The organism is Delftia sp. JD2 (genome assembly GCF_001682645.1).
Lineage (GTDB): Bacteria > Pseudomonadota > Gammaproteobacteria > Burkholderiales > Burkholderiaceae_C > Comamonas > Comamonas acidovorans.
Window position 1 is genome coordinate 57859 of sequence record NZ_LFJT01000035.1, and the last position, 6712, is coordinate 64570.

Genomic DNA, 6712 nt, shown 5'->3' on the forward strand with positions numbered 1-6712 from the left:
CCCATCGCTGGGGCAAAGCCGGGGCCAAGCCGGGGCAGGGCACATCGGCAAAGGCTGGGGCGCCTTGCTGGCGCTGCCTTTGCATGGGCGGGGGGCCCTCGCACGTCTGCATGCGCTGATCCGTCATCGGACAACCCGATGTCCCGGACGTTGGACCATCACCTACAACCCGGGGCGCGTCCCGAACCGATGCTTGGAGTGGCGTGTTCGCAGCAGTGTGCACGCCCCACGAACAAGCCAACACGATGGACGCCCCATGGAACACAACCCCCAGCTTTCCGTCTCCCGCAGGGACCTGCTGATCGCAGGTGCCTCCACGGCTGCGGCAACGGCCGTGCCTCGATCGGCCGGCGCGCAAGTGCAGCCTCCCTCCATCCCCGAAGGGGTTCAACTGCCCGTCACCCTGCAGGTCAACGGCAAGGAACACCGCCTGGACCTGGACACCCGCACCACGCTGCTCGACGCCCTGCGCGAGCATCTGCACCTGACCGGCACCAAGAAAGGCTGCGACCATGGCCAGTGCGGGGCCTGCACGGTGCTGGTGAATGGCCGGCGGGTGGTGTCCTGCCTGAGCCTGGCCGTGATGAACCAGGGAGCCGCCGTGACCACCATCGAAGGTCTTGGCACGCCGCAATCCCCGCACGCCATGCAGGCCGCCTTCGTGCGGCACGACGGTTTCCAGTGCGGCTACTGCACGCCGGGGCAGATCTGCTCTGCCGTAGGCATGCTCGATGAAATCAAACGCGGCATGCCCAGCCATGCCAGCGAAGACATCGTGGCCCAGCCCCTGGTGTCGGCCCATGAACTGCGTGAACGCATGAGCGGCAACCTGTGCCGCTGCGGGGCATATTCCAACATCGTCGATGCCATCACCGAAGTGGCGGGGGAGGGGCGGACATGATTGCCTTCACCTACGAACGCGCCCAATCCCCCACGCAGGCTGCAGCCGCCGTGGCGGCCCGGCCGGGCGCCCGCTTCATCGCCGGGGGCACGAATCTGCTGGACCTGATGAAGCTGCAGATAGAAACCCCCGTGCATCTGGTCGATGTGAACGGCACCGGCATGGACACCGTGGAGCCCACGGCGCAAGGCGGGCTGCGGATTGGCGCATTGGTGCGCAACAGCGACCTGGCCGCCCATGCGCGCGTGCGCCGCGACTACGGCGTGCTGACCCGCGCCCTGGTGGCCGGCGCCTCGGGCCAGTTGCGCAACATGGCGACCACAGGCGGCAATCTGCTGCAGCGCACCCGCTGCCCGTACTTCTACGACACCAATATGCCGTGCAACAAGCGCGTGCCGGGCAGCGGCTGTTCGGCCATTGCCGGCGTGAGCCGCCAGCATGCGGTGATCGGCGGCAGCGAGGCCTGCATTGCCACCCACCCAAGCGACATGGCCGTGGCGCTGCGCGCACTGGATGCCACGGTGGAGACCGTCCAGGCCGACGGCAAGGCCCGCGTCATCCCCATTGCCGACTTCCACCGGCTGCCCGGCAGCACGCCGCACGTAGAGACGGCCTTGCAGGCCGGCGAACTGATCACCTCCGTCACCCTGCCGCCCCCGCCGGGCGGCACGCACATCTATCACAAGGTGCGTGACCGCGCTTCCTATGCGTTTGCGCTGGTGTCGGTGGCCGCCATCGTGCAGCGCGACGGCAGCGGGCACGTGGCCCTGGGCGGCGTGGCGCACAAGCCCTGGCGTCTGGAGGCGGCCGAAGCACAGATGCCACAGGGAGCCAAAGCCGTCACCGACCGCCTGCTGGCAGGCGCCCGGCCCACGCACGACAACGCCTTCAAACTCACGCTGGCGGAGCGCACGCTCGCCGCGGTGCTGGACCAGGCCAGGAACTGACGCTATGAAATTCGACACCCCCGCAACGGTCAACCCCATTGACCAGCTCAAAATCATCGGCCAGCCGATGAACCGCATCGACGGCCTGCTCAAGACCACCGGCACGGCGCCGTATGCCTATGAACGGCATGACGTGGTCCAGCACCCGGCCTATGGCTATGTGGTGGGCTCGGCCATCGCCAAGGGCCGCATCCGCAGCATCGGGCTGGCGCAGGCAAGCCGCGCGCCCGGCGTGCTCGCCATCGTCACCGCACAGACCGCTGGCAAGCTGGGCCAGGGCAAGATGAATACCGCGCCGCTGCTGGCAGGCCCCCAGGTGGCCCACTACCACCAGGCCGTGGCCCTGGTGGTGGCGGAGACCTTCGAGCAGGCGCGCGCTGCCGCGCAATTGGTCCGTGTGGACTACGAGCCCGTGGCTGGCGCCTATGACCTGGCCAAGGCCAAGGACTCCGCCGTGCCGCCCGACAGCATCAATGGCGATGCGCCGGATACGGCCATTGGCGATTTCGAGGGCGCCTTCGCTTCGGCCGCCGTGAAGGTGGACGCCACATACACCACGCCAGACCAGTCGCACGCCATGATGGAGCCGCATGCCACGCTGGCCGCATGGAAGGGCGACCAGCTCACGGTATGGACCTCGAACCAGATGATTGCCTGGGGGCAGGGCGAGCTGGCAAAGACGCTGGGCATTCCCAAGGACAAAGTGCGCCTGGTCTCGCCATTCATCGGCGGCGGTTTTGGCGGCAAGCTGTTCCTACGGGCCGATGCCCTGCTGGCCGCATTGGGCGCCCGCGCGGCAGGCCGGCCCGTCAAGGTCGCACTGCAGCGCCCGCTGATGGCCAACAACACCACGCACCGCCCGGCCACCATCCAGCGTGTGCGCATCGCCGCAGGGCAGGACGGCAGGATCACCGCCATCGGCCATGAAAGCTGGTCGGGCGACCAGCCCGGAGGATCGGCGGACGGTGCCGTGGACCAGACCCGCCGCATGTATGCCGGCACCCATCGCATGACCGCCACGCGCCTGGCCGTGCTGGACCTGCCCGAGGCCAATGCCATGCGCGCCCCCGGCGAAGCCACGGGGCACATGGCACTGGAGGTTGCCATGGACGAGCTGGCAGAAAAGCTCGGCATCGATCCCGTGGAGCTGCGCATCCGCAACGACACCCAGGTGGTGCCGGACAGCGGCAAGAAGCCGCAACCCCAGGCGAAGGAGGGCACCCCTGGCCAGGAGCACAAGCCGTTTTCCCGCCGTGAATTCGTGCAGTGCCTGCGCACGGGCGCCGAGCGCTTCGGATGGAGCCAGCGCAATCCCCAGCCGGCCCAACGACGCGAAGGGCGCTGGCTGATCGGCCTGGGCATGGCCGGCGCCTACCGAGGCGCGCCTGTCATGAAGTCCGCCGCCCGCGTGCGCCTGGACAGGCAGGGCATGCTCACCGTGGAAACCGACATGACCGACATCGGCACGGGCAGCTACACCATCATTGCCCAGACGGCGGCCGAGATGCTGGGCCTGCCGCTGCAGCAGGTGCGCGTGCGGCTGGGCGATTCCGGCTTTCCCGTCTCGGCCGGCTCGGGCGGGCAATGGGGCGCGGCCAGTGCCACCTCCGGCGTCTATGCCGCCTGCGTGAAGCTGCGCGAGGCCGTGGCGCGCAAGCTGGGCATGGACCCGGCGACGGCCGAATTCTCGGATGGGCATGTGCAGGCGGGCGGCAAGCGCCGGGCCCTGGCCAGTGCTGCCGGCGACGCCGACCTGACGGCCGAGGATGCCATCGAATTCGGCGTACTGGACAAGAAGATGCAGCAGTCCACCTTTGGCGCGCACTTCGTGGAGGTCGCCGTGGACGCATTCACCGCCGAGGTCCGCGTGCGCCGCATGCTGGCCGTTTGCGCGGCCGGCCGCATCCTCAATCCCAAGACGGCCCGCAGCCAGGTCATCGGCGCCATGACCATGGGCGTGGGAGCGGCCCTGATGGAAGAGCTGGCCGTGGACACGCGACTGGGCTATTTCGTCAACCATGACCTGGCAGGCTACGAGGTGCCCGTGCATGCCGACATCCCGCACCAGGAAGTGATCTTTCTGGACGAGGTCGATCCCATGGCCTCGCCCATGAAAGCCAAGGGCGTGGGCGAGCTGGGTATCTGCGGCGTGAGCGCAGCCATTGCCAACGCCATCCACAACGCCACCGGCGTGCGGGTGCGCGACTACCCGATCACACTGGACAAGCTGCTGGCAGGACTGGGGAGGCTGGCATGACAGGGGACTGCACCTGAGGCAGCCCGCTCAGGCCCAGGATTCTTGATGAACGAAGGCCGGTCACCTCTGGGTGGCCGGCCTTTTTGCACGCGGCCATCAATAGAACGCATAGCTTGCGCGTCCGTCGGCATTGGCCTGGAAAGGCTGGCGTGGAGATACTTTTTGCACTGGGGAATGTCGGCGCTGTGCGCTCCGAACGCAGCCTGTCCCCCAGTTTTCCCCACAAAAGAACCTGGCCTGGGCGCAAAGCGCCTGGCAGGGCAAAGAGACAACCTGCTCCGACAAGGACTTGTATGAAAGATATCCGCAAGACGATGGACGAGGGCGCCATGGCGCCGTTCCAGTGGCTGGCTGTGGCCATCTGCACCCTGCTCATCATGCTGGACGGCTTCGATGTGCTGGTGATGGCCTTCACCGCCTCGGCCGTCGCTGCCGAATGGAAGCTCAACGGGGCGCAGCTGGGCGTGCTGTTCAGCGCCGGTCTGATCGGCATGGCCCTGGGCTCGCTGTTCCTGGCGCCCGTGGCCGACCGCCGTGGCCGGCAACCCATCATCGTGCTGTGCCTGGTGCTGGTGTCCGTGGGCATGCTGCTGTCTGCGGCAGCGCGCAGCCATGTCGAGCTGGCAGCCCTGCGCGCCATGACGGGCGTGGGCATTGGCGGCATGCTGGCCAGCGTGGGGGTGATCACCTCTGAGTATTCATCGAACAAATGGCGCAGCACGGCGATTGCGCTGCAGGCCACGGGCTATCCGATTGGCGCCACGCTGGGCGGACTCATGGCCGCCTGGCTGCTGACACACCATGGTTGGCGCTCGGTCTTTGTGTTCGGCGGCCTGGCCACCGCGCTGATGGTGCCCATCGTGCTGTGGCGCCTGCCGGAGTCGGTGGATTTCCTGGTGGGCCGTCGCCCGGCGCGTGCGCTGGAAAAGCTCAACCGCCTGATGGCACTCATGGGGCACCCCGCCATGCTGCAGTTGCCCGCGCAAGCCGGCGGTGACGTCCAGCAGGGCAATACCGTGGCCGCCTTGTTCAGGAACGGCCTGGCGCGCCCCACGCTCATGCTCTGGGCCGGCTTCTTCCTGCTGATGTTCAGCGTCTACTTTTCCCTGAGCTGGACGCCCAAGCTGCTGGTGCAGGCCGGCCTGTCGGCACAGCAGGGCGTGACGGGCGGCGTGCTCCTCAACCTGGGCGGCATTGCCGGCGGCAGCCTGTTCGGCCTGCTGGCGGTCAAGGCCAAGCTGCGGCATCTGGCCATGGGCAGCCTGCTGCTGAATGCCTTGTTCACCGCGCTGTTCGGCCTGGCCTCGGCCAGCCTGGGCTGGGCGTTCGCCGCAGCGGTGGGCGTGGGCGTGTTCCTGTTCGCCTCCATGGCCGGGCTGTACGGGCTGGTGCCGGCCACCTATCCGGCCCAGGTGCGCGCCACCGGTATGGGCTGGGCCATAGGCATTGGGCGCATAGGCGCCATCGTGGCGCCCACCATGGCCGGCCTGCTGCTGGACGGTGGCTGGCAGCCTGCCTCGCTGTACTACGTCTTTGCCTTGCCGCTGATTGCCGCTGCGCTGGCCGTGTGGGCCACGGGCGCCGGCCGCACCCTGGCGCCGGGGGATGGCGCGCTGCGAGCGCCTGGTGCTTGATCCTTGAACCCCTATCCGTAAGCACGCGCCCGAGCGCCCAAGCGCTCAAGCGCAGGAGAAACACTTCCATGGCATTGGACAAACCCTATCTCGACGTACCGGGAACCACGGTCTTCGACGCCGAGCAATCCCGCCAGGGCTACTGGCTCAACCAGTTCTGCATGTCGCTGATGAAGGCCGAGAACCGCGAGCGCTTTCGGGCTGACGAGCGCGCCTACCTGGGCGAATGGGCCATGACGGCCGAGCAAAGACAGGCCGTGCTGGACCGCGACCTGAACCGCTGCATTGCGCTGGGCGGAAACATCTACTTCCTCGTGAAGATCGGCGCCACCGACGGCGTCAGCGTGCAGAACATGGTCTCCACCATGAGCGGCATGAACGAGGAGGACTACCGCCAGATGATGCTGGGCGGCGGACGCAGCATCGAAGGAAACCGCTACCTGCATGAGCAGGAACGACAGGAAAAAGGCATCTGATGGCACGCATCACCGCATCCGTCTACACCTCGCATGTGCCCGCCATCGGCGCGGCCATGGACCTGGGCAAGGCGGGCGACCCCTATTGGCAGCCGCTGTTCAAGGGCTTCGAGCACTCGCGCCAATGGCTCAAGGACAACAGGCCCGACGTGATCTTCCTGGTCTACAACGACCACGCGACCGCGTTCAGCCTGGACTTCATCCCGACGTTTGCCATCGGCACGGCCGCTGAATACCAGCCGGCCGACGAAGGCTGGGGCCCGCGCCCCGTACCCAAGGTCATCGGCCATCCCGAGCTTGCCAGCCATATCGCGCAGTCGGTGATCCAGCAGGACTTCGACCTGACCATCGTCAACAAGATGGACATGGACCACGGCCTGACCGTGCCGCTGTCGCTGATGTGCGGCCAGCAGGACGCTCGAACGGGCGCCTGGCCCTGCCCGGTGATTCCGTTTGCCGTGAACGTGGTGCAGTACCCCGTGCCGTCGGGCCAGCGC

Annotated in this window: 6 protein-coding genes; all 6 read left to right on the forward strand. The window is 67.5% G+C overall.

Features of this window, described 5'->3' with window-relative positions:
• Positions 1–256: 256 nt before the first annotated feature.
• Positions 257–901: an aldehyde dehydrogenase iron-sulfur subunit PaoA gene (paoA, locus tag ACM14_RS18895; protein ID WP_043822451.1), complete on the forward strand. Its 645-nt coding sequence runs from the start codon at positions 257–259 to the stop codon at positions 899–901.
• Entirely contained in the window at positions 898–1848 is a 951-nt protein-coding gene (locus ACM14_RS18900) for a xanthine dehydrogenase family protein subunit M (RefSeq protein ID WP_065346987.1), read from the forward strand. The genes paoA and ACM14_RS18900 overlap by 4 nt, the downstream gene beginning before the upstream one ends.
• Positions 1849–1852: 4 nt before the next feature.
• The gene (paoC, locus tag ACM14_RS18905; RefSeq protein ID WP_065346988.1) at positions 1853–4105 is read left to right on the forward strand and encodes an aldehyde oxidoreductase molybdenum-binding subunit PaoC; all 2253 of its coding nucleotides are present in this window, start codon (positions 1853–1855) and stop codon (positions 4103–4105) included.
• A gap of 293 nt (positions 4106–4398) precedes the next feature.
• Positions 4399–5739, forward strand: a complete 1341-nt coding sequence (locus ACM14_RS18910) for an MFS transporter (protein ID WP_065346989.1) — start codon at positions 4399–4401, stop codon at positions 5737–5739.
• 68 nt (positions 5740–5807) lie between these two features.
• The gene (ligA, locus tag ACM14_RS18915) at positions 5808–6215 is read left to right on the forward strand and encodes a protocatechuate 4,5-dioxygenase subunit alpha (protein WP_013802391.1); all 408 of its coding nucleotides are present in this window, start codon (positions 5808–5810) and stop codon (positions 6213–6215) included.
• Positions 6215–6712: class III extradiol dioxygenase subunit beta (locus ACM14_RS18920; RefSeq protein WP_254662089.1), on the forward strand; the 498-nt coding region annotated here is incomplete at its 3' end. The genes ligA and ACM14_RS18920, both read left to right, overlap by 1 nt.

Excerpts from the sequence above, each read along its gene's own strand:
- paoA (WP_043822451.1), top strand. The coding sequence starts at position 257 with ATGGAACACAACCCCCAGCTTTCCGTCTCCCGCAGGGACCTGCTGATC.
- ACM14_RS18900 (WP_065346987.1), top strand. The coding sequence starts at position 898 with ATGATTGCCTTCACCTACGAACGCGCCCAATCCCCCACGCAGGCTGCA.
- paoC (WP_065346988.1), top strand. The coding sequence starts at position 1,853 with ATGAAATTCGACACCCCCGCAACGGTCAACCCCATTGACCAGCTCAAA.
- ACM14_RS18910 (WP_065346989.1), top strand. The coding sequence starts at position 4,399 with ATGAAAGATATCCGCAAGACGATGGACGAGGGCGCCATGGCGCCGTTC.
- ligA (WP_013802391.1), top strand. The coding sequence starts at position 5,808 with ATGGCATTGGACAAACCCTATCTCGACGTACCGGGAACCACGGTCTTC.